The organism is Thalassoglobus neptunius, from assembly GCF_007859735.1.
In the GTDB taxonomy this organism is placed as follows: Bacteria; Planctomycetota; Planctomycetia; order Planctomycetales; family Planctomycetaceae; genus Thalassoglobus; species Thalassoglobus neptunius.
In genome coordinates this window covers 1-23,731 of the sequence record NZ_SIHI01000048.1, presented here as the reverse complement: position 1 = coordinate 23,731, position 23,731 = coordinate 1, and the positions used below count along the sequence as shown (strand labels likewise).

General features: G+C 53.2%; 16 protein-coding genes. 8 read left to right on the top strand and 8 right to left on the bottom strand.

Features of this window, described 5'->3' with window-relative positions:
* Positions 1–13 precede the first annotated feature (13 nt).
* From KOR42_RS23065 to KOR42_RS23055, 3 genes are all read right to left on the bottom strand, one after another.
* Positions 14–1,351 carry a phage major capsid protein gene (locus KOR42_RS23065; protein WP_146512199.1) on the bottom strand — a complete coding sequence of 446 codons (1,338 nt, stop codon included), beginning with the start codon at positions 1,349–1,351 and terminating at the stop codon, positions 14–16.
* A gap of 157 nt (positions 1,352–1,508) precedes the next feature.
* The gene (locus KOR42_RS23060; RefSeq protein ID WP_146512198.1) at positions 1,509–1,985 is read right to left on the bottom strand and encodes a hypothetical protein; all 477 of its coding nucleotides are present in this window, start codon (positions 1,983–1,985) and stop codon (positions 1,509–1,511) included.
* A gap of 258 nt (positions 1,986–2,243) precedes the next feature.
* Positions 2,244–3,113 (bottom strand): hypothetical protein, encoded by an 870-nt coding sequence (locus tag KOR42_RS23055; RefSeq protein WP_146512197.1) that lies wholly within the window; start codon positions 3,111–3,113, stop codon positions 2,244–2,246.
* A 241-nt stretch (positions 3,114–3,354) separates the two neighbouring features.
* Here KOR42_RS23055 and ftsH point away from each other — a divergent pair, with 241 nt between their 5' ends.
* On the top strand, positions 3,355–5,379 hold the full coding sequence (gene ftsH, locus KOR42_RS23050; RefSeq protein WP_146512196.1) for an ATP-dependent zinc metalloprotease FtsH: 2,025 nt from the start codon (positions 3,355–3,357) through the stop codon (positions 5,377–5,379).
* A 276-nt stretch (positions 5,380–5,655) separates the two neighbouring features.
* Here ftsH and KOR42_RS23045 read toward each other — a convergent pair whose 3' ends face one another.
* Together KOR42_RS23045 and KOR42_RS23040 are read right to left on the bottom strand one after the other, a co-directional pair.
* Positions 5,656–8,055 carry a peroxiredoxin family protein gene (locus KOR42_RS23045; protein WP_146512195.1) on the bottom strand — a complete coding sequence of 800 codons (2,400 nt, stop codon included), beginning with the start codon at positions 8,053–8,055 and terminating at the stop codon, positions 5,656–5,658.
* Between the two features lie 197 nt (positions 8,056–8,252).
* Positions 8,253–8,942, bottom strand: coding sequence for an HNH endonuclease (locus KOR42_RS23040; RefSeq protein ID WP_146512194.1), 690 nt, complete (start codon positions 8,940–8,942; stop codon positions 8,253–8,255).
* Positions 8,943–9,163: 221 nt separating this feature from the next.
* Between KOR42_RS23040 and KOR42_RS23035 the strand changes: the two genes are divergently transcribed.
* The 5 genes from KOR42_RS23035 (at position 9,164) to rdgB (ending at position 18,604) form a co-directional block, all read left to right on the top strand.
* Positions 9,164–9,880 (top strand): SGNH/GDSL hydrolase family protein, encoded by a 717-nt coding sequence (locus tag KOR42_RS23035; protein WP_146512193.1) that lies wholly within the window; start codon positions 9,164–9,166, stop codon positions 9,878–9,880.
* Between the two features lie 202 nt (positions 9,881–10,082).
* Entirely contained in the window at positions 10,083–10,847 is a 765-nt protein-coding gene (locus KOR42_RS23030) for a PIG-L deacetylase family protein (protein ID WP_146512192.1), read from the top strand.
* 171 nt (positions 10,848–11,018) lie between these two features.
* Entirely contained in the window at positions 11,019–14,147 is a 3,129-nt protein-coding gene (locus KOR42_RS23025) for a plastocyanin/azurin family copper-binding protein (protein WP_231741090.1), read from the top strand.
* Positions 14,148–14,410: 263 nt separating this feature from the next.
* The gene (locus KOR42_RS23020; protein ID WP_146512190.1) at positions 14,411–17,743 is read left to right on the top strand and encodes a PVC-type heme-binding CxxCH protein; all 3,333 of its coding nucleotides are present in this window, start codon (positions 14,411–14,413) and stop codon (positions 17,741–17,743) included.
* A 246-nt stretch (positions 17,744–17,989) separates the two neighbouring features.
* Entirely contained in the window at positions 17,990–18,604 is a 615-nt protein-coding gene (gene rdgB / locus KOR42_RS23015) for an RdgB/HAM1 family non-canonical purine NTP pyrophosphatase (protein ID WP_146512189.1), read from the top strand.
* A 36-nt stretch (positions 18,605–18,640) separates the two neighbouring features.
* Here rdgB and KOR42_RS23010 read toward each other — a convergent pair whose 3' ends face one another.
* Both KOR42_RS23010 and KOR42_RS23005 read right to left on the bottom strand, forming a co-directional pair.
* Positions 18,641–19,186 (bottom strand): RNA polymerase sigma factor, encoded by a 546-nt coding sequence (locus tag KOR42_RS23010; protein WP_146512188.1) that lies wholly within the window; start codon positions 19,184–19,186, stop codon positions 18,641–18,643.
* Positions 19,183–20,193, bottom strand: coding sequence for an ROK family protein (locus KOR42_RS23005; RefSeq protein WP_197441493.1), 1,011 nt, complete (start codon positions 20,191–20,193; stop codon positions 19,183–19,185). Before KOR42_RS23005 ends, KOR42_RS23010 begins: the two co-directional genes overlap by 4 nt.
* Positions 20,194–20,473: 280 nt before the next feature.
* On the opposite strand from KOR42_RS23005, the gene KOR42_RS23000 reads away from it, so the two are divergent.
* Complete coding sequence (locus KOR42_RS23000; protein ID WP_146512186.1) at positions 20,474–21,874, top strand: HD domain-containing protein; 1,401 nt, start codon at positions 20,474–20,476, stop codon at positions 21,872–21,874.
* 99 nt (positions 21,875–21,973) lie between these two features.
* Entirely contained in the window at positions 21,974–22,705 is a 732-nt protein-coding gene (locus KOR42_RS22995) for a hypothetical protein (protein ID WP_231741089.1), read from the top strand.
* A 64-nt stretch (positions 22,706–22,769) separates the two neighbouring features.
* Here KOR42_RS22995 and KOR42_RS22990 read toward each other — a convergent pair whose 3' ends face one another.
* A complete protein-coding gene (locus tag KOR42_RS22990) occupies positions 22,770–23,216 on the bottom strand; it encodes a hypothetical protein (protein ID WP_146512184.1) in 447 nt (148 codons plus the stop codon).
* Positions 23,217–23,731 lie beyond the last annotated feature (515 nt).

The window sequence follows — 23,731 nt, the reverse complement described above, 5'->3', positions numbered from 1 at the left end:
TGCCACCCACAACTCACCCTGAACTTCCGATTTCCGTCGCCCCAACGCCATCGTTTCCTCCTTGATCAACTCCAACTGCTGAAAGATAATTCATCTCCCCCATCAATGCGAGTTTTTCAACGGGCTGATAGGAGTCTTCTCCACTGACTTTGGTCACGAAGACGGTATCGACAGCACTCAGTCCGCCGAAGTAGCGAGCTTTGACACGCAAGACGACGTCGCGATCGAACGCCGCAGCACTGTCGCTTCGCTGCAGGAAGGTCTGCACTGGCCAGATTTCTGTCCAGACAAACTGACGACGGAAGTCTCCGAGATACCAGTCGCTTCGCGCGCTTCCTCCCTGTTCGTCGATGAACGGAGAACTGAGCACTTCAAGCATGTTGTGCACAGGGTTCGCGACTTTCGTTTCACCGTCGTTCGTCGTCATCTGAATCTCGGTCGACTGAACGATGCTTCTCGCGGTCCCACGCAACGCTTCGGGAACGAGAATCTGACGAGCCGGTGCCAGAATCGGACGCTGATCGCCATCGATGCGATCATCGCGAACTTCCGTAGCGCGGTAGTTCAGGACCTCTTCGATATCCGTCCAGTCCACAAGCGGAATCGCGTATGCGAAGTCGGTTGAAGTGGTGTTGCCCGAACCGATCATATTCCGATTCGAACCATCAGCCTTATAAAGTGCCTGCCCCGCTCCGGATGGTCGATAGACGTTTTGTCCCTGGGCAGCACCTGCATCAGTCACAGCCCGAACAATGGTTCTTTCCCGCTCCTGTCGCAGGTAGTAACCAAGGGCCATCGCACGCCGATGAATCTCTCCCGTCTGGTCGAAGGAGATGAGTTCTTCATTGATGCTGAGGATTCGTCCTTGTTTCGATTCCTGTGAAGTGACGAACTTCTCTTCGAAGGTCGATTCCTCGTAGGCGTGCCCCTCAGAGACCTCAGTTGGCCCCGCGAGTGCACGGAAACCAGCGATTCGAGAGTTCCGGACGCCGCTCTGCACCACGGTGACCAGTTTATCCCCGATGAATCCGGCGTCGTCCTCATACCCCTCGATCACTTTGCGACCGATCAGTTCGCCGGTGACAACACGAAACAGGTGGCTGTTCACCCCGGGATTCGATTCCTGCAACAGTGCAGTCACTCCCGTCGGCGAAGCCATCGCGTCGTCGAAAATCGGTTGCGATTCGGGAAGTGTGCGGAGGCGTGAAAGCACTCCACACGCATCGGCGAGTTCGCTGTAGGAAAAGTCATCCGGAGTCAACTTCTTCTCATTCAGAAGTTCGACGACTTTGTGGTAGAACCCCGAAGCCCCGTGAGACTCGATGAGTGACTTGATTGTCGTTCCGTACATATAAGACCTCAGTAAAGTTCATTCAAAAGGAAAGTCATCGCGGATGACCAGCGAAATCCAACGAGAGAGTGCCTCAACACCCTTCGGAAACGACAGGTGCGTGACGAGGCGGACCAGTTCAATCGGTCTGGATTACTTCAAAATTCAGCGACTTGGCTCAGCCGATCACTGCTTGCGCGTTTGTGCTGGATGTCGAAAACGCTGATGCAAGAGTCACTCGCAGCGTGGCTACGGTTCCCGCTGTGAACTCGGCCGACCGCGCGATTGCATTCTGTGCAAGGCACGTTTCTAGTTGCTGACTCATCAATGTCGACAGGTTTTCATCCGGACCGAGCGGCTGGCCGAATTCATAGGCGGCCGGGCTGACATCCATTTCGTAGACGCTTTGGGTCCCAACATCGACGGAAATCGGAAGGGTTTCCCCGACTCCCGATGCCTGATGAGCAATCCCCACGAACGCAGCCGCAAAGCTGCTCTGAGTCGTTGCGAGATCGGTATCCCAGGTAAACTCAGAAGCAGGCCGGGCCACGTTTCCGTCCAACCAAAGCAGATCTCCTGGAGCCACTTGAGAATTCGCATCGACGCGAAGTTTTCTCAGTTGGACCTGTCCGGAGCGAAAGCGAAGTTTGTTCATGCGAATTCCCCAACGTAGAATGAAACAGAGTGGTGAAGTGGATGGCGAAGGGTCCTGTGAAACGACACAGGAACTCTCAACAGGACGGACTCCTGAATTGCCGGCGACTGATGGAATCTTCCATCTCGTCGAATGACCGGATTCTGCTCAGCAACAAAAGCACGACGAGTGCACTCGTGAACTCGCGAAAGCCATCACCGCGAGAAGCAAATCAATCAATCCAACCGAGTGCACAGGCGAGAGCAATCTGTTCAGACGCTACTTTCTGAACACACGCAGAAACTGTTCTTCCGTGTTCAGCGAGCCGTCTCCTCGTGCAGGCCGTGACTCGCTGAGCGGGTGAACCGGCCGCGATGAATTGGGTCGAACAAGCGACAACCGATCATGAACCATGGCTTCCCGAGTTTTGGAATCGGGAGCTTGCTCGAGCTGTCGAATAAAGAGATCACTGACCGCTTGAGGAGGGAGGTTTGACTCCGCCAGAAGAGATTGAATTTCGGTCTGTCGCTGCAACTCTTGAAGTTGCTCCTCCAGTTCCCGATTGCGTTGACTCAGAATTTCGTTCTTCAAAGTGAGATCGGTGATACTCTCTGACGAGGTTTCAGATCCTCCGCAACCAGCGAGGAGTCCGCTTTCGGTCATTTGTTCCACAGATTCCCGGAATGTTGTCGTCGTCGCTGGATTAATCACGACGTCAACCGACAAGACATCCTTGATCTCTTCCACCGAAGTTCCATCGGAGGATTTTCTCGCGGAGACGACGTGCGACATCCCCACTCCCGGTGTTTCGATGTCCAGCAACTTCAGAAAAGTCTTTCCCGATTCCGTATCGAGCACGCGAATGTCTCCGCGGATGCCTCCTTCGACGTAGCGAGGATTCGTAATACTCCCGACGAGATCGCGGGTGCTGCGTTCGAACGGGCGAAGTCGATCGCGGGCATGGTCCAGAAAGACCGGTTTGTCGTGATACAGATCGACAGCGGAGATCAGGGCCTTTTCATCGTAATCGTAGCCATTTTTTGAGGATTTCCCCGTGAGGGCCACATTCTTCACGAGGCGTTGTTCGAGATCGACGGAAAGGTCCTGATTCCAGTCGGGGCACTGTTCTGTGAGAGTGGTGAGTCTCATGACACCTTCCGGTTTGGAGAAAGAATCGTGTTTCAATCCATCTCCACCCGGTTGCGCAAATTCTTTGAATCAGGAGGAATCGGCGAATTCACTGCCCTCAACGCTCGGACGCATCACTGTCATTGAGGATCATTGTCGCGAAGAATTGCCAGACAATCTCCCTTTGTGTAGGGTTTGAACGCTTTGGCAACGGACGCGACAGATATCTAGTCCTCAAGAACATTCGCATTAGAGTTCACTTATGACGGATTCTCCGGAACAAAATACACCTCCTAGTGGCGATGGCAGTGGTTCAGGGAAGGCCACGCAACGCGGCCGGAGCAGTTTCCCCTACTACATGCTGATTTTCCTGTTCCTCGTGCTGATTGCATGGGGATGGCAGGCCATCAGTGCTTCTCAACGAACGGAAGTCAGCTACTCCTTCTTCCTCAGCCAACTTGATGCCGGAAACGTCAAGTCGGCCTCGGTCAAAGGACTCAAGGTCGAAGGACGCTGGAAGAACTTGGAAGAAGCCCAGGAACAGCTGAAATCGACTTACGAAAAGCTCAACGAAGGAGTCACCGAAGAGTCGCAACAGCGGAAAGCTCCTGAACTTGCAGACGCATTCTCAACCGATGTCCCACCTCAGGAGAACGACGAACTGCTCCGTCGCATGGAGAAATCGGGCGTCGAATTCGGATCGGAAAACGAAGATTTCACGATCCTGTTGATGCAGTCCCTCATCTACCTTCTTCCATTCGCACTGCTGATGGGATTCCTCTTCTTTGCCATGCGACGGTCGAGCGACCCCATGGGATCGGGAGGAATGTTTGGCAACTTTGCGAAAAGTCAGGCCAAGCGTTTTCGTCCCAGCGACCAGCAAACCACATTCGACGATGTCGCAGGGATGGAACATGCCAAGCAGGAACTTCAGGAGGTCGTCGAATTCCTCAAAGAGCCTGCCAAGTTCCAACGACTTGGAGCCGAAATTCCCAAAGGTGTCCTGCTGATGGGACCTCCGGGAACCGGGAAAACACTGGTTGCGCGGGCCGTCGCTGGCGAAGCAGGTGTTCCGTTCTACAGCATCAACGGTTCCGAGTTCATCCAGATGTTTGTCGGGGTGGGAGCCAGCCGCGTTCGAGACATGTTCCGAACAGCGAAGGAAAACGCTCCCTGTATCCTCTTCATTGACGAAATTGACGCTGTCGGACGAATTCGCGGAGCCGGTGTCGGTGGCGGTCATGATGAGCGCGAGCAGACACTCAATCAGATTCTCAGCGAAATGGACGGTTTCGAATCCTCCGCAGCTGTCATCGTGATTGCCGCAACAAACCGTCCGGACGTCCTCGACCCTGCCTTGCTCCGTCCCGGCCGTTTCGATCGACACGTCACAATCGATCGCCCCAGCCGGGATGGTCGCGTCGGAATTCTGAAAGTCCATGCCGCGAAGATCAAATTGGCAGACGATGTTGATCTTCAAGATGTGGCCAACGGGACCATCGGATTTTCCGGTGCAGAACTGAAAAACCTTGTCAACGAAGCTGCCCTGATCGCAGTCCGTGAAGGCAAGAATGCCGTTGATTCCGACGACTTCGACTCTGCCCGCGACAAAATCACAATGGGTGTTCCACGGGAAGAAAAGATGACGCAGAAAGAGCGTCGCATGACCGCCTATCACGAAGCCGGTCACGCAATTCTCGGATGGCTTTTGCCAGAGGTGGACCCCGTCCACAAGGTCACCATCGTTCCCCGAGGCCGAGCTTTGGGAGTCACCCAGTTCATCCCGGAAGAAGAACGCATGCACATGGGCGAACTCCGCCTGCGGCAGGAACTCGCCGTCTTCCTCGGTGGACGGGCTGCAGAGAAACTCGTCTTCGACGAATACGGCGCTGGTGCAGAAAACGACCTGAAACGAGCCTCGGATGTGGCGCGTCGCATGGTGAGTGCATGGGGCATGAGCGACAAGATCGGCCCGGTTGCTTACCGCGACGGGGAAGAGCATCCGTTTCTCGGCAAGGAAATGCACGAGCAGCGGAAATACAGCGACCAGACAGCCTTTCTCATCGATCAGGAAATGAGAGAAATCCTCATCGAAGCCCAGGAGTTCGCGACAAAAACTCTTGAAGAAAACCGAACAGCCCTCGACGAAATCTCCGAGAAACTCCTCGATCAGGAAATCGTTTCCCGCGATGAGATCGAGAAAATCCTTGGCCCACGAATCGAACGCGAAGACAACGCGGTCAGCAAGCCATCGACCAATGGGGATGGTCAATCGACTGACGAGTAAGCATCGTCATCGACTGAGAGCAATTTGCTTTTTCCTGTGCGCTCGCTTGCGATGTTTTATCAGATAAAACGCTGAGTGTGCTCGTGCGAGTGAGCGCAAACCAAAGCAAAAAATGCTCGAACAGCAACGCAACTGAAGCGGCTTCGCATTCCGCCTGCATACCGTCCAACGGGAAAGGGAATCATCTCTTACCCATTGTGCGATGATTTCACACAAAGAACTGCGGGAGTGTGTCGCTGGTCGCAACGACTCACTCCGCTCTAAGACGGAAACAAATCACTCAGCATTCTGGGTGACCGCTGGAGTCTCATCCGATTTCTTCGAAGCTGGCGAATTCTTCAGCAATCGCTTGCTCTCTTCGAGAACAAACTCCGCATCCATAAACGGTTCATAGCTGATGTCGTGCCATCGGATTCGGCCTTGTTCATCAATGAGAAACGTTCCATGAAGCGTCTGTTGTTCGAAATCGTCGTAGCAGCGATACGCTTTGAAGACATCCAGATTCTCATCGGAAACCAGTTGGAACGGGAACTTTTCATCGCCGTAGTTTTCGTGCGACAACAACAAGTTTTCGACGCTATCTGAACTGATCGCCAGCAGCGAAATTCCCGCTTCCGAAAACTTCTCTGTCATCGGTGCAAAGGCTTGAAGCTGCTCGGCACAGTGGAGGCATCCGTAACCGAGATAGAAGATCACGACGACGGGTTTCCCCTGATAATCACTCAACGAAATCAGCGATTCTTTGTGATCAGGAAGTTGGAATTCCTTCGCATTGGTCGGCATCCATCGGAACGGACCGAGGCTGGTAAGTTCCGGACGCTGCCCGAAGTCTTCCGGGATTTCCCGCTCGACTCTCCAGTCCTGATCGTCGCCGAACTCCTTCGCGATCGATGCAAGCGGGCTGTAAATCGGTCCTTCAATGTCGATCTCTGACGAAATCGCTTTCAACTTTTCGAACGCCTCTTTCGCCTCCTCTTGCTTTCCCGCTTCCCACAAGATTCGCACTTGCCACGCAAGCGGAATTGTTTGACTTTGACTTGATGAAACGTGTTTGTTGATCGCTTCAATCGCCTTCTCGGTTCGCCCCGCCTGAAGTTCAATCCATGCCAGCCAACCTTTATCAAAACCAGATACCTTGGAAAGCTCCTTGTGAGCATCTTCAAAGGCATCGCAACTCAAGTGCAGACATCCTGTCAGCGTGTGAATCGAAGTGTTGAGACTCCGAATTTGCGAGGCAAATTTTCTCTTCGCAGCATCGGCGGCTTTGGTTTGGTCTTTGTCTGACTTCTCGTCCTGCTGAGCTTTCTCGCGTGCCTTCTCTCCGGCTTCTGCCTGTTCTTTCTCAACGGAAGCGAGTTGCTGTTTGAATCGCGTCAGAATCTCGCACCCTCCGAGAACATCACCGGTTTGGAATTTGGCCATTCCGATCAGTACGTCGCGTTTCTGTTGTTCTTCTTCAATTTCTGTCGGCTCAAGATAGATGCTGTCCTGCAACTCAAGGACTTGATTCCAGAGATGAAACGACTGAAGTGTCTGCATCAATCGCGTCCGCCCGTACTTCGCACTTCCTGATTTCTTGAGGGTGTTGTACTTCGGATGTCGCGGAAGATCGATCATGTTCATAGCCAGAGCGACAGCATCCGTTGACCGACCAACGAAGATCAGATTTCGAATCAACCACTCATTGTTGTGCGCGAAGTTATGAATCTGATCGGGAAGCAGTTGAGTTCGCATCATGTGAGCATGATCCGTCCGAGCCGACGCCTCCTGCTGCCAGACAGCATCATGATAGCGATGCAGACGCGAATAAGTGTGCCCGGGCATATGCCACATATGCGCGATCGCCGGTGCTGACGCACCACACTTTGAAGCAGAATCGAGAGCGAGTTTGGGTTCTTCGTAATCCCACAAATGAATGACAAAATGATGGCACGGATGCAGCGGATTGACTTCGAGAACGGATTTCAGCAGTGCATCCACAGCATAGTAGCTGCTGATCGGAATCCCCTTGGTGCGATTCTCATACAACGCCAGTCCGAGAAACGCACGTGCCTCAATATCGTCCGGATACCGATGCAGAATCTCTTCGTAGTCTTTGACGAGCGTTTGTCGCCGCTTCTTCTCTTCTTCTTTGCGTTTTTCTTTATCAACTTCCTTTGCGTCTTTTTCGTCAGAATCCTTGTCCTCGTCACTCTTTTTCGGATCGTACTCGAAGAATTTGGCCAAGGCATCGATGTACATTTTTTCCCGGTCAGAAGCATTTTCTTTGCGTTCGACAGCTTCCGTGATGAAGCCAAGAGCCCGTTTTCGATTGTCGCGGTTGGACATCGCCATGCCCCAATAGGCGATGGCGCAATCGGGATCAATCGCCGCTGCTTGTCGGAATGACCGTTCCGACTCCAGGTACCAGAATCCGTGCAGCTGACCGACTCCCTGATTGATAAACTCCTGCACTTCCACCGATTTGCAGGTCGCTGGGAAATCAACATTTCCCGTTCCGGGAATCAGAACAGCCGCTTGTCGGGGACCTTCATCGAACACCTCTCCGTGAAAGGAGTGACCTTCGAGTACTTCGGTACCGTCAGATTCATCGGCGGCAGTGGAGTCCGCCTCCTGCCCAAATAGACGTTGAGAGCAAACCAGAAGCGTAAGCATCAAGAGGAGGCGAAGTCGCATGGGGCGTGATCCAATGAGGATTGACAGTGAGGCTTTTGATTCAAGGTTCCACTGACTGTCGGCCACTGTCAAGGCTGCCGGGAGAACGTCCTCCCGGCAGCCGAGCGAGAATTCTCATGGAGCATCGCGGAATCTCACAGTGCGCGAAACTTCCGCGACCACGAACTCTTCCATTGCGGACTGCAGACGACTTCTGGTTATTCACCGACCTGATGAATGAAGTGTCGCCAGCTCTCGTATTTCGGTTGATTCAACTGCCGATTCAAGAGAGGACTTCTCTTCGGTTTGATCGGCTGTTGAAGCAATCGCATCCCGGCTTCCTGCGGAGTCCGTCCGCCCTTATCGACGTTGCACTTCAAACAGGCGCAGACGATATTTTCCCAGGTTTCGGGACCACCTCGGCTCTTGGGGATGACGTGATCCAGACTCAACCGGGGCGAGCTGTAACGGTTGCCACAGTATTGGCAACGGTGTCCATCACGGAGGAAGATATTGCGTCGGTTGAATTTCACTGCGTTGCGGGGAACTCGATCGTAAGTGGTCAATCGAATCACGCGCGGCACTTGAATTTCGAAGTTGACGGCCCGGATCCAGTCTTCGTGCTCTTTCTTTTCGTTGAGTGCAGATTTCAACTCACTCATCTCTCGCCATCCATCGAAGTTGTAAGTCAGGTACTGACCATCTTCGACGTGAATTACTTCGGCCAGTTCCTTGAACAACAGGCAGAAAGCACGTTTGACAGAGATGACTTGGATCGCAGCAAAGTTTCGGTTCAAAGCAAGAACAGCCGCCTGCATCGCTGGCGGGACGCCGACCGAAGAGCTCCCTCCGGAAGCGGAAGGAACTCGAGAAGACTGTGCGGGAGAATCGAGTGCCTGGGATACCATGCACGCTCCTTGGCCGTTAAGGGGCACTACACACTTTCCGGTGTTTAGAGGCAAACACCGTTAAAGCAGGGGATTTTATCCATCTGACAACGCCCAGGCAACACAATTCGGTGATCTACTGGCCCGGGACAGCAATCCTTTACTAACATCAAATCAAAACATCGCAGAGTTCTTAACGAAACTCGAATTTCTCAGGCATCTCAAATTTCAGGGAGACGTGAATGTCCTCAAGTACTCGCTCGCTCGTGCTCGTTTGTATGACTCTCACTATGACCTTCATGACCGCTCACGGGTTCGCGCAACAGAAAAAAGCTCCCAACCCGGCATTCGCGGAAGTCACCGACGACCCCAAACTTCCGCGCGTCTTGTTGATTGGCGATTCGATTTCCATCGGCTACACGGTGGGCGTCCGGGAAAATCTTGCAGGCGAAGCAAACGTCCATCGAATTCCTGTGAACGGCGGCCCGACCACTCGCGGCCTCGAGAGCATCGACGAATGGCTCGGAGATTCTGAGTGGGATGTCATTCACTTCAACTGGGGACTTCACGATCTCAAGTACATCAATGAGAAGGGGCAACTTGTTTCAACTTCGACTGGCAAGCAACAAGTTCCCATCGAAGAGTACGAACAGAACCTGTCGAAACTGGTCGACCGCCTGAAACAAACCGGAGCAACTCTGATCTGGAGAAACACCACTCCGGTTCCGGAAGGTTCGAAAGGCCGCACTCCGGGAGACGAAGTGATTTACAACAGCGTCGCGGCAAAAATCATGGAGAAGAATGGAATCCCCACCGACGACCAATACGCCTTCGTCAAACCGCAGATGGACGAACTGATGCTCAAAGCGAACGTTCACTTCACCAAGCAGGGCTACGCTGCCCTCGCGAAACAGGCCGCCAAGAGCATTCGAGAGAAGCTTCCCAAGTCAGAAAAATGACGCCGAGCAATCGAGTTTCTAATTCATTTCGAATGATTCGATTGGATCGCGTCCTCCCCCATGATGTTTCCAAGCTGACAGGCGGGGCACTTCGATGAGTTGTTTGCTGCTGTCACTTTACAGAGGCGGTTGGGACTTCAATACTGCGAACTCAAACGTTTCCCGCCTCGCAGTTTTGTCGTCCTCCTCATTGAGAATTTGAATGTCCACTCAATCCTCACCATTTCGCGTTCTTGCCATTCACGCACATCCTGATGATGTCGAAATTCTGTGTGCTGGCACTCTGGCTCTTCTGAAAGATCGTGGCTGTCATATTTCGATCATCACGATGACCGCTGGAGATAAAGGCAGCGCCGAACTGGGTCCTGAAGAAATTTCCAACGTCCGACTCAACGAAGCAGCAAACTCGGCCGAACTTCTGGGAGCCGAATACCACTGCCTCAAATTCTTTGATCTCTGCATCGACAACGACGACGCAGCCCGAAAACGCGTCACCGAAGGTCTTCGGATCACACGTCCCGATCTCGTTCTGACAGCTCCTCCGGTCGATTACATGACCGATCACGAGATGACCAGCAAGCTTGTCCGCGACGCCTGCTTCGCTGCATCGGTCCCGAATTATTCCACGGAGCAGTGGGACCCTGCCCCGCCGATTTCTCGAATTCCTTACTTGTACTATGTCGATCCCATCGAGGGAGTCGACTGGTTCGGCAATTCGGTTCCTCGCGACTTTGTCGTCGACATCTCATCGACGATGGAAAAGAAAATCGAAATGCTCGCCTGCCACGAGAGTCAGCGCGACTGGCTTCGACAACAGCACGGGATGGATGAATATCTCGACAGTTGTCGCCGCTGGTCTGCAAAACGTGGCGAAGAAATCGGTGCTGCCTACGGCGAAGGATTTCGACAGCACGTCGGGCATCCATACCCGCACGACAACAAACTTCTCGAACTCCTGAACAGCTAAGCTGACACAGTGAATTTGAAGACGGTGAACTCGAAAGTGAATTCGTCTGTTCGCCGTTCAGTTCAATTCGTTGATCATTCCGAAGTGAAATGAACAACTCAGCGGCACGATCGAGAAGCACGCCCCCACCAAACTTTCGCAATCGACGAAAGCTCCAGCATGACGAGTGAAATGATGAGAGTCCCAATCCATTTATTCGCTGTCGCATCATTCATTTTCATGCTTCTCAACTCTTCAGAAGCACAGACACCGACCGTTGACGAAGTGCTCGCGTCAGCCAAGCAATCAGGAAACTCCGAGCGAGGTTTGCACGTTTTCGCCTCCGCGAAGTTTGCTTGTGTTTCCTGCCATGCAGTTGGTGAGTCGGGAGGAAAAATTGGCCCGGCGCTCTCGCAAATTGCGAAACAGCGGAAACCGACTGAGATCGTCGAGTCGCTACTGACTCCCAAGAAGTCTGTGCAACCGGAGTTCATCGCCCACGCTGTTCAAACCGAAGATGGTCAGCAATATCGAGGCTATCTCGTTCGCGAAACGAACGAAGAACTCGTCCTGCGGGACCCCTCATCCGAGAGGCTTGAGCACATTCCGGTCGATTCGATCGAAGCCCGCAAAGAGATCGGCACATTGATGCCCGAAGGACTGTCGCAAGCCATGAGTCCGCAGGAACTCGCCGACGTGGTTCACTTCCTGCTGAACCTCAAAAACGATGGAGACATCGATCGAAAACTTGCGGAATCCGTTCTGAAACATGCAGCGAGTCACAATCATGGCCCAGCTGTGTTCGAGTATGAATTGGGACCGCTCGCCCCTGAAGACAGGCCGAACGCGAACCATTTCGTCAATCGAGAACGCGTCTATGACTATTACGCCAAACAGGCTGCCGCTTTTCGAGGTCGTTCTGACTCCGTAAGGCTGTTGCCTGAGTTTCCCGGTCTTGACGGAGGAACCCTCGGCCACTGGGGAAATCAGGACGAAGAAACCTGGCGCGATGGACGATGGAACGACACCGAATTGGGAACTCTTCAATCTGGTGTCTTTCGGGGAGCGGGCGTTCAAGTCGATCGGGGAATCTGTATTCGCTTCGGAGAGAACCAGCAGTACTCGGCCTGTTTCAACCCTGAGGATTTGAGTTACTCGCTGGTGTGGGAAAATGGGTTCGTCAAGTTTTCAGACACTCGCCACGGATTCGTCAGCGGGCTTGCCCTCGATGGAAAGCCCATCTCGAGAGATGTTTCGGCTCTCTCCTCTGAACTCCCTGAACACAACAAACGCCGCTATCTGGGACTTTACCGTTCCGGTGATTTGGTCGCGTTTCGGTATCGCATTGGCGACCAGGAGTTTCTGGACGTGCCCAAAGTCATCGACGGAAAATTTCAACCTGAAGCACTGCCGATCGAAGATCATCCGCTGCGTTCGATTCTAAACGGCGGTCAGGCTCAATGGCCCGAAGTCATCACGACACCGATTGAACTCGGCGACCAGTCCCCGTACGCCATCGACACCATCACTCCTCCGTTTGACAATCCCTGGAACAGCCTGATGTTCTTCGGCGGGCATGCATTCCTTCCTGATGGGTCTGCCCTGCTTTGCACAATGCAAGGTGACGTCTGGCATGTTTCCGACATCAGCGCCCCCTCCACTCAAGCCCATTGGAAGCGATTCGCTTCAGGGCTGCATCAACCTCAGGGAATTGTCGTCGACGAAGACGGAATATTTGTCCTTGGTCGGGATCAGATCACCCGTCTTCACGATCTCAATGGAGACAACGAAGCGGACTATTACGAAGCATTCTCGACAGCCTTCGAAACCTCGCCCGCTGGACATGACTTTATCTGCGGACTCGAACGAGACGCTGACGGGTACTTCTACACAGCTTCCGGAAATCAGGGATTGCTGCGAATTTCTCCGAACGGGGAGCATGTTGAAGTTCTCGCCACGGGTTTCCGAAATCCGGATGGACTCGGAGTCACTTCCGATGGAAAAGTGACTGTTCCATGTTCGGAAGGAACCTGGACGCCCGCGTCGATGATTTGTTCTGTCCCGGTTCACGAAAAGCCAGCGCAGCTTCACCCGGGAATCGGTGGTCAGGATCCGCCATTTTATGGCTATCAAGGTCCCAAAGATGGACAAGCTCCGGAACTTCCTCTGGTTTACCTGCCCCGCGGAATCGACAATTCTTCCGGCGGTCAGATTGAAATCTCAAGCGATTCGTGGGGTCCACTTCGAGACGAAATGGTTCACCTTTCGTTTGGAACGGGAAGCCATTTTCTGCTGCTTCGCGACGAGGTTCGGGGAGTCGAACAAGGCACGATTGTTCCGCTACCGGGTGAATTCCTCTCCGGTGCGCATCGAGGTCGTTTCCATCCGCTTGATGGTCAACTTTATGTCACTGGCATGGCAGGCTGGGGAGCGTACAGCATCGAGGATGGTTGCTTCCAACGCGTGCGATACACCGGCGACTCTGTTCAGTTGCCGGTCAGTGTTTCGGCACATGAGAACGGAATTCATGTTCAATTCTCCGCGCCGATCGATCCTTCAACAGCGAAAGACCGAGCCGATCAATTCGCCCAAGCATGGAACTATCGATACAGCCCGGGATACGGATCTCCCGAGTTTTCGACAAAAGATTATGGAACGCGCGGCCACGACGTGCTGACCATCACGCGCGTCCAAACCACCGATGACGGGCACGGATTGTTTCTCGAAATTCCGGAGCTTCAACCGGTCAACCAACTGCATCTCAGTCTCGCCCCGGATGCCGACCATCGATGCGAGTTGTTTCTGACGATCCATGCACTGCATGAACCGTGGACCATCCCCGGCGAAAATCCCCCGATTCGGAAAGATGTCTCGCCCCCGCCGGTCCTCAAAGATCTTGCGTATGCCACTCAACTCAAACCCAACCCGTGGAATCGCCGACTCAAGAATGCCCGAGAAATCGAACTTGCCACTGGCAGCAATCTGAGTTTTCAAGACCGGACACTCCGCGTCAAAGCTGGGGAACCAATCCGGTTCACGCTGAGAAACCCCGACGTCGTTCCGCACAACTGGGCGTTTGTCAAACCGGGAGCCCTGCACGCCGTCGGGACCATGTCAAACAAGCTGATCGCGGACCCCGACGCGTTCCTGAGTCACTACATTCCCGAAACGGACGACGTCCTCGTCCACACCGATGTCGTCTCGCCAGGAAGCTTTCAGGTGATCTTCTTCCATGCCCCGAAAACGCCCGGAGTCTACCCCTATCTCTGCACCTTTCCGGGCCACTGGCTTGTCATGAACGGGGAACTCATCGTCGAATGAGCGGCAACTGCGATCCGGTCGCTGCTTCTCGTTTCTTTACGATTGCACTTCCTGACCATCGATTTCGCCGCAGACCGAATGGCTTCAATTTCCCGATGGAGCGACTTCCACACGTTAGCGAGAGCAACTTTCCTTGAAAATTGCTTCTCCGGTCGCGACAACCTCGCCAACGGTCGGCAAGCTGATAAAATAACGCTCTCGAAATCACATCCACTGAAATCTCTCCCCTTGCTCAAGGGAATTCTTGTCTTAGAGGTGCGAATTTGTCGAAGCATCGTGTCACACTGGCTGTCCTTTTCAGCGTTGTCGGAGTCTTCTCGCTCCAGATTTTCGCGCAGGAATCAACCTATTCTCCTGAAGTGCAAGGTCCGTCGACCGAAGGAGAACTCGCGCTGGAAGGATTCGTCTATCCATCTGAGTTGGAAGTCAAACTCTGGGCGGCGGAGCCGATGCTCGCCAACCCGGTCGCCTTCGGCATTGATGAAACCGGAGGGCTCTATATTTGCGAGACATTTCGCCAGCAGAAAGGTGTCGAAGACAATCGCAGCCACATGAACTGGCTGGCCGACGACCTTTCGCTGACAAGCGTCGACGAACGACTGGAGATGTTTCGCAAGTTCCTCGGGGCAGACGTTGAGAAATATGCCCTCGAACATGACCGAATCCGCTTGCTGCGAGACACAGACGGCGACGGAAAAGCCGACACGGCGACAACATTCGCGGACGGATTCAACAGCATCGTGGATGGCACCGGAGCAGGTGTTCTCGCAATTGACGGAGATGTCTATTACACGTGCATCCCCAAACTCTATCGCATGCGGGACGAGAACGGAGACGGCGTCGCTGACGAAATTGAAACACTGCATGACGGCTATGGCGTCCGGGTTGCCTTTCGTGGCCATGACATGCATGGACTCACCTTGGGGCCAGATGGTCGACTGTACTTCAGCATTGGAGATCGCGGCTATAACGTCGTCACCATGGAAGGAAAGCGGCTTCTCCGTCCGGACACGGGAGCCGTCTTCCGGTGTGAACTCGATGGATCGGATCTCGAGGTCTTCGCGTACGGATTGAGAAACCCTCAAGAACTCGCCTTCGATGATTTCGGGAACCTCTTCACGGGTGACAACAATTCCGATTCTGGAGATCAGGCACGCTGGGTTTACGTCACTCAGGGAAGCGACACCGGCTGGAGAATGTATTATCAGTACCTCCCCGATCGAGGCCCCTGGAATCGTGAACGAATCTGGTATCCCTATCAAAGCGATGATGCGACGTCCGAACTTCAGCCAGCTTATGTCGTTCCTCCAATTGCCAACATTTCCGACGGTCCTTCTGGACTTGTTCACTACCCAGGAGTGGGCCTTTCTCCGAAGTACGATGGCCACTTCTTCCTCGCGGACTTTCGCGGTTCGGCGGGTCAAAGCGGCGTTCGTCATTTCCGGATGGAACCGAAAGGAGCGACATTCGAACTGGTGGATGACGACTGGCTCATCAAGTCGATCCTCGTGACGGACGTCGACTTCGGATTCGATGGGCGTGTCTATCTTTCCGACTGGGTCGATGGCTGGAACGGTCCCGGGAAAGGTCGAATTTACACACTCACCGATCCGCAATACCGGCTTCCATCTCTCGAAACTCCCTCAGAAGAGTTGATGACAGAAGGTCTCGCCAAGCTATCCGAAACGCGCCTCGGTGAGTTGCTCGCTCACCCCGACAAGCGAATCCGACAGCGAGCCCAATTCGAACTGGTAAAGAAAGAAGCAGAAGACGTCCTTCGAGAAGTCGCCAACAGTTCTTCCAATCAGAAAGCACGCCTGCACGCAATCTGGGGACTGGGCCAGATGCTCCGTGTCGGCAAAATTCTCTCGAAAGATCTGATCGAGCTGGCCAACGATCAAGACCCCGAAGTTCGCGCTCAGGCACTGAATGTGTTGGGGGACAACAATGTCACCGATGCAGCTCCTCTCTTTGTCGCTGCTGTCGGGAACGGAACTCCGAGGCAAAAATACTTTGCAGCGATCGGTCTGGGAAACCTCCAGAGCGATGAGAATCTCTTCGTCATCGTCGACCTGTTGAAACAAAACGACAACAGCGACCCCGTACTGAGACATGCCGCGATTCGTGCACTTGCAATGTGCGCGACGGATGAACAACTGGTCGAATTTTCGAAGCCACAGTTTCCTCCATCTGTTCGACTTGGGGCTGTGGTCGCGCTTCGCCGCATGGAATCGGGCAGCTTGAAAGAATTTCTGAACGACCCCGAACCGATGGTGGTTGTCGAGGCAGCCCGGGCCATCCACGATCTCGATATCGTCGACGCTGTCTCTGAGCTCGCAGAATTGGGTCTCACTCCCGATTCACCTGACGCGCTGATCCGTCGCGTGATGAGCGCCAATTTCAAACGGGGTCGGAAGAAGAATGCGGAACGTGTCGCAGAGATTGCAGCGGACTCACGCTTTTCCGATTCCATCCGCGAAGAAGCGATGCAAGAGTTGCTTCAATGGGATGAACCTCCCGTCTTCGATCGTGTTACAAACAAGCATCGTCCGCTCGACACCCGAAGCCTCGACCTCTCGACACCCGCCGTTCGTGGGAATCTGGGAGGAATGATGGCGGGCAACTCAAAACTGAAAACCTTCGCCATTCAACTGGCAGCCAAGTACGAAGTTCAGGATGTCGCTTCCTATCTTCAAGAGACATTCGAAGAGACGGGCAACGACCCGGAAATGCGACGCGAGGCACTCATCGCGCTGGACGCAGTGAATTCGATGTCGTTGATGAAGTTGCTCGACTCCGGTCTGACTGACGAACATGATCAAATTCGAGCAGCTTCGAGGGAAATTCTGGCCCGCCGCAATCCCGTCGATGCCGTTCCCGTCCTCGCTGAAGCACTCAACAACGGATCTCGAATCGAACGCCAGTCGGCAATTCATGTCCTTGATCAATTGAATGTTCCCGAAGCAGAAGAGGTCCTTCTCAAATCACTTGATGAACTGATCGCGAACAACGTTCCTGCCGACATCAAGCTTGATCTGATCGAAGTCGCCGAGAAACGAGAATCGATCAAATTCAAAAATCGATTGAATGCCATCGAGAAGCAACGCGATCCAAACGACCCACTCAGCGCATACAGAGAATGCCTCGAAGGAGGAGACCTCACTCGCGGAATCGAGATCTTCTTCGGAAACGCAACCGCTTCTTGCCGACGATGCCACAAAGTCAAGGGAGACGGCAGTGATGTCGGTCCCGATCTTTCGGCAGTGTCCAAAGAGAACTCGCGGGAGTACCTGCTCGAATCAATTGTTCTTCCCAACGCCAAGATTGCCAAAGGCTTTGAAACGGTTGTCTACGCATTGGCCGATGGACGCATCGTGTCGGGAATCGTGAAGGGAGAGACCGACGAAACAGTCCGCCTCATGCAACCGATGGGTGAAATTGTCGTCATCGAAAAAGATGACATCGACGCACAGACCAAAGGCCAGTCGGGAATGCCGGCAGACATGGCAAAACAACTCACCAAGTCCGAAATTCGCGATCTAATCGAATACCTTTCGACCCTCAAGACTCCTTACGATCCCAAGGGGCACGAGTAATTCAATCGGGACACGGGTCCGGAAGAATTCACGGAATGCTGCAACGGAAAACGCGAACAGTCTCCCATCAGTTTCTGTTCGCGTTCCCGATTCCGATTGCTTTCCAGAAAAATTGCCTCCCAGAGAATGTGTCACTGTTTGCAAACTCGTTTCCTCAAGACTCAGTCGAAACACATTGCTCCCATCCCGTTGAAGTGACACCATCACGGCGACGGGTTCCATCTCTCAAGAAGGAATTGCACGAAGATGACACAGTTGCCAACTGTGGTTCTGGCCAGTAGAAACGCGAAGAAAATCGGCGAGATGCGCGATCTTCTCGAACCTTACGGCATTCCTCTTGTTTCGGTCTCCGAGTTCGAAGATGTCAGCGAAGTCATGGAAGATGGCGACACCTTCCAGTCAAACGCAGAGAAGAAAGCGAGAGAAGTCGCACAGGCAACTTCCCATTGGGCGATCGGAGAAGACAGCGGCCTGAGAGTCGATGCATTGAATGGCGCGCCCGGAGTCTATTCAGCTCGATACAGCGGACCGGATGCCACGGATGAATTAAACAACGAAAAACTGATGGTCGAACTCAAAGGCGTCACGGACGATCAACGCGGAGCGGAATACGTCTGCCACGTCGCTGTTGCCGATCCCTCCGGAACGGTTCGTCTGAATATCGAAGCACTCTGCCGAGGTCGCATCGCGCACGAAGCTCACGGAAGCAACGGGTTTGGCTACGATCCTTACTTTCAGATTCGAGAGTATCATCGAACGTTCGGAGAGTTGCCGCCGATCATTAAAAGACAACTCAGCCACCGTGCTCGAGCATTCAATCAGCTACTGCCTAAATTGGTTCGAATTTTATCAGAATCCTGAACCCCTGCCTCTCGAGAGACCGTTCCTTCATTCAGGTCATTGACTGGCAGCGATCTCGCTCAGCTTCATCAACCCCAGCTTCACTCTTCTTTTTGCTCCACTGATTGAACAGTCCATTGCCAGAGCGATCTCCTGATAGGACAGCTCGCCAAAGAACCGAAGTCGAATCGCATCGCTTTGCGGTTCAGGCAATTGGTCGAGCCAAACGGTAATTTGCGCCGACTGCTCACGATCAAGAAGAAACTGCTCGGGCTTTGCGTTGTTCTCAATCGTCAAGTTCGCACGAGAGACATATTCGACCTGACGAGTCCGCTCTTGCGTTTGTTTCTTGCGAAACTTTCGCGTCAGATTCAGCGCGATCGTCCAGATCCAGGTGCTGAATTCGAACTCCGGCGAATACGATTGGCGAGCGTGATAGGCAGCCAGAAAAGCTTCCTGAACGACGTCTTCCGCGTCCGATTCGATCTGCAGTTTACTCAGTGCAAACCGCATGAGGCGTTCGTGATATTTGTTCACCAGAAGCGTAAACAGTCTGGTCTCTCCAGACTGAACACGTTTCATGATGTCCCGATCGCTACTCATTTCCCACTGGACTCTTCACGAAGGACCGAAGACCGAATGCAGCCAGCTGCACCAAGAAAACCCGCGTGTTTCCCAAGCGTTGCATATGCGATTCGAGTTTTCTCTGCCGGAATTGGGAAGGTGTGCTTGCGAACTTCATCACGCACCTTCTCGAGGAATCGTCGCCCGAGTTCTGTCCTCTCTCGGCCAAACGTCATGGCCCCCCCGATGAGAACGGTCGCTGGATTGAGCGTGTGAATAATATTGACCGTCCCAATTGCCAGATAGCGTCCCGTCTCCATGATCAGCCGATCCGCCAACGGATCACCGTCTGACGCACAGGCTCCGATCAACAGCGGTGTCAACTTTTGTCCTTGAGCGAGTTGCACACGAATGACAGAACGGGCCCCCGAAGCCAGCGCCGCTTCACAACGTCGCACGAGCGCCTTCGCTCCGGCGTAAAGTTCGAGGGAACCGTGAATCCCATGTTCCGAATAAGGCCCTCCGTCCGCTTGAATGATCAGGTGGCCACACTCACCAGCATGCGAATGGGCTCCCGTCACCAGTTCCCCATTGATAACGATCCCCGCACCAATTCCGGTTCCGAGTGTCCAGAACAGCAAGCTGTTGGAGTCTTTTGCTCCTCCCAGCCAGTACTCTCCGTAAGCTGCTGCATTCGCGTCGTTCTGTAGAATCGCAGGTTTTCCGAAATGCTCGCTGATCAAATCCCGGAGCGGAAGATTCTCCCATCCCGGCAAATTGAACGGATGCAGAACAATTCCGCGAGGAATATCCAGAGTCCCGGGAGAAGCGACTCCGATCCCGCTGATTTGCTCCCACGAAATCCCGCTCAATTCGACGGCATTCTCGATCGTCTGATACAGATTCTCAAGCCCGGCCTGTCGACCACCCTTTTGAATCGAACCGGAAGTCAAATGACTCACAGTCTCGCCAAGCTCAGAGACAACTCCTGTCTTGATGCTCGTTCCGCCAATGTCCACGCCGATGAAATAACGCACGTCGCTCACAGATCTCTCAACTTGTCTTTCGGGTCTCAATCAGTATAGGAATTCCGCTGACAGAACGATATCTCCGCTCAGGAGTCTTGTTCGTTCTCGGGGAGACACTTCTTCTTTGTTGCCCAATCCAGGACGCAGCTCCACTCAATCGATGAATGCTGAAAATAGACGCAATTTGCCGCCCATCAATCGGGATTCCTTCATGAGAGAAGAAAGCCCCGGAACGAGTAGGACAGGCCCTGCAAAAAGACTACCATCCGCAAAGAGACAGAAGCCAAGGAACGATTTGATGGTACGTGATTTTGTAACGGAGAGTCTGGCACACGACCCAATTCATGGGTACATCCCGTTTGTTGCGCGGTCGGGCCTTCCTCAAGATGAAGTTTCCGAACAGGAAATTATCGACCATCCGTGGGTCCAGCGGATGCGACATATCCATCAACTGCAGACAGCCTGGTGGGTCTTCCCGTCCGCCGAGCACATGCGTTTTCAACACATTCTTGGAGCGATGCACCTCGCTTCACGAGTGATCGACGAATGGTATGACTCTCTCGTCGATGCCTGTCACAGCGTCCCTTCACGTGCATACGTCGACAGCCTCGTCCGCATGGCCGCACTTTTGCACGATGTCGGTCACGGCCCCTTCGGTCACTTCTTCGACGATCATTATCTCGACCAGTTCGGTGTCACGCACGAAGACATTGGCGCATACATCATTGAACGCGAACTGGGTGATCTGCTCCGTGGAATTCGGCGCAGCCCGAATGGCAAAATGCAGCCGCTCGAAGAACTCGATCCCAAGCAAATCGCCTGGCTGATTCGACGCCCCAAAGGTGTCGACGATGACGGCCATCCGGACTGGCTTATCAAACTTCGAGCGTTGTTCTCGGGCATCTACACCGTCGACAACATGGATTTCGTCCTGCGGGACGCCTACATGACCGGCTTCAACGCAAAGGCTTTCGACCTTTCACGGTTGATCCATTACAGCTTCTTCACTCCTGAAGGACTGACCATTCATCTGCGCGGCTTACCGTCGCTGATTCACTTCATCGAGACCCGCGCCAATCTGTTTCGCATGGTTTACTTCCATCGCACCGTCCGCGCCCTCGATATCGCGATTGAAGAAATTTTCCCGCAGACGATGAAGTATCTCTTTCAGGGCAACCCGATCGATCATCTCGATCAGTATCTCGATTTCACCGAGTCGAGTTTCCTCGTCGATATCCGTCGATGGGTTCACTCAGAAGATCCGGAACAGCAACAACTCGGTCAACAATGGCAGAACATTCTCTCCCGTCGAACAGGATGGAAGATGGCTGTCGAACGGACCCTGAACTTTCACAGCACTCAGGGCGAGCGAATGACCATTTTCTCCGAACCAGATCTTGTCTTGAGGCGCGTTCGTGAACGCCTTCCCGCGAACCTCAAAGACCTGCCGCTCAACATCGATGTCGCCCGTCACTACCATCGCCCGAGCGGTCGCCTTCCGGCCGGCGGACAGAATTTTCTTTACGATCCCGGAACCGGAACATCTCAGGAATTGAACGACGATGACCTGTTTCGATCCATTCCGATCAGCTTCCTGATCTTCCGGATTTATTGCCAGTCACACGAGAACGACCCAGCCCTCAACGCAGCCCTCAATTCCGTCCTCGGCGACGCTATGGATGCCAAAACCAATATGTAGCCTGCCAAATGAAAGTGTGACTCCCATCTTCAAAAATACCAGAGAGTGGCATCTCTGGTGACTTGCCAGCTCACTCGACAAAGATCAGGGGGCAACGTGATGCATTTCGATCCTCAATATCTGATCCCGCTGGATGAGAATAAGAAATCAACGAAACTCTGCAGCGTAGAACGCGAGAAACTCGTTGAAGCAATAGAACTCTTCCTGACAGGCAATATATCAGCATTTGATTTTGATGAAGCCCTCGACCCGTTTCGGAGATCCTCAGATCCGATCGTACGAATCGTTGCAGAAGAGATGTGGTACTTCTACGACGATCTCGATGACCATTATGTGGCGATGACCAAGCAAGAGTGGGGATACGTTCAGCGACTCCTCTTGCTGCTGAAATCTAACTGCGAAATCGTTACACCAAGAAAGCGAATCTGGTCATGGACGCAACTCGTCGCAGCGGCAAGTGTCATCACGTTTGTCGTGATCTCCCACAAGATTGACTGGGGTGCACAACTCTTCGTCTTATCAATTCCATTCGGCATCGTCTCCATCCTTCTTTCGCGACTTGGTCGCAACCAGACACGCATACTCGATGCTTATACCGCAGCGATTCACCCCTTCGCTTCCTTCGGCGATCTCAGAGAAGCCTATGAGTCAGTTCAATTCTTGAAAACACCTTATCCTCAAGAGATGAACGAAAGCAGGATCAGAACTCCCAGCCAAGAACGGTTCCTGCTATTGCAGTTGCATGTGTATTGGCTACTCTTCGCCCCAATCCCGTTAACCCTTCAGATGTTCCCCCATCAATCACTTTCGAAAGTGCGGACGATTGCATGACTGCGGACTGAGCCTGCGAAATACTCAAACATCGGGCGAATTATTTGTGTGCTTCGCCTTCCCTCTACTTGTGAGATGAGACTCTACATAGCCCTCGACCGATCACTCTCGGGCCAACCTGCTCATCGTCATAGATGACAACAGATAGCTCGAGTGGATAGGTCCCTGGACGATTCGGGCCGTACATAGAAACCGTCCCATGACGCAAGTTCCCGTTGACAGGTCGCGACAAGCCGTTCATACCGACTGCGACTGGAACCCCCTCTGGATCTCCGATTCGAACTCCCATCACAGGGAACTTTTCCGGATCAGAATGAACTGTGACTTCGACGTTGAAGACGAGACCAGCATTCAAAACCGGAACTTCTATCGTTCCAAAGTCAACAGGTTCGTCTTGATCGAATGCAAGATCTTTCCATGTGACCTCAACATCCGGATTTGGAAACAGAACTCCATCGGGAAGGTAAGTCAATGTTGGGTAGTCAGGCTCGCTGCTACACCCAACAATCAACGTGAAAATTCCAATCCACAACATTGAAGTGCGATGAGCCGCAAACATAGACGTTGCCAAAAGTGCAAACAGGTTAGAGTTTCAATCTTCGTGTAACGCCGTTGTTACAGTCTTTTGAACTTGCAACTGACCTTCGCCCCACAATTGCGCCCGCACTGAATAATTTAAGGGAAGCGGGCTGCCTCCATAGTAGAGAGAGTTCATCCAGCCACTGTAGGGATCGCGAATCGCATTTCTCCATCTCGAGATGAGTTAAAGTTCAAACGAAATTCTCAGAACGAGACGATTTCCTGGCCTGCCCGTGTTCCAATTCCTCGCCAGAGACTGAGGTCAATTGGCGTGCTCCCCATTTTCTGATCCAGATGTTATGAGAGTCAACCGACCGATTTTGGTTCGAGGAGACTTTGATGACGAAGCGACGACGACGTAAGCCTGAGCAGATTGTGAAGCTGTTGCAGGAGGGGCAAGCGATGTTGGCGGCAGGAAAGTCGCTGGCTGAGGTGTTGCAGAAGCTG